Below are 572 nucleotides of genomic sequence, written 5' to 3'. Positions count from 1 at the left end.
CCTGCCCCTAATCTCGTTAACAGGAATTTTCATGCCGACGAACCAGGAAAGCTGCTTCTCACAGATATTACGGAATTCCACATATCTGCAGGGAAAGTATACCTGTCAGCTATAACTGACGTCTTTGACGGCAAGATTGTCGCATGGACGATCGGCACGTCGCCGAATGCCAAACTGGTCAATACCATGCTGGTAAAAGCGAGAGAGGCCCTGGGCGATGACAAGCATCCTATCGTTCATTCAGACCGCGGTATACATTACCAATGGCCTGGATGGATCGCCTTGATGAAGAAATTCGGCTGGACAAGATCCATGTCGAAAAAAGGGTGCTCGCCGGATAATGCTGCTTGTGAAGGTGTCTTTGGAAGAGTAAAAAACGAAATGTTCTATAATAGAAGCTGGATAGGTGTATCCATTAAAGAATTCATAGCTTACCTAGACGATTATCTTCATTGGTATAATGAAGACCGAATTAAAATTACCTTGGGCGGCATGAGTCCAGTAGAATACAGAGAAAGCTTAGGGATAATGTAAGTACTACCAGAATGGTCCAAAAAAATATCCGCACCCCC

Annotated in this window: 1 protein-coding gene; it reads left to right on the top strand. The window is 44.8% G+C overall.

Going from position 1 to position 572, the window contains the following annotated elements:
• Nucleotides 1-534: IS3 family transposase (locus M3200_RS08955; RefSeq protein ID WP_288178262.1), on the top strand; the 534-nt coding region annotated here is incomplete at its 5' end.
• Nucleotides 535-572: the final 38 nt, after the last annotated feature.

This window comes from Dialister sp. CAG:357 (assembly GCF_000435155.1).
GTDB lineage: Bacteria > Bacillota > Negativicutes > Veillonellales > Dialisteraceae > Dialister > Dialister hominis.
Note: the sequence above shows the minus strand (reverse complement) of the source record. Positions and strands in the feature narration are given on the sequence as shown.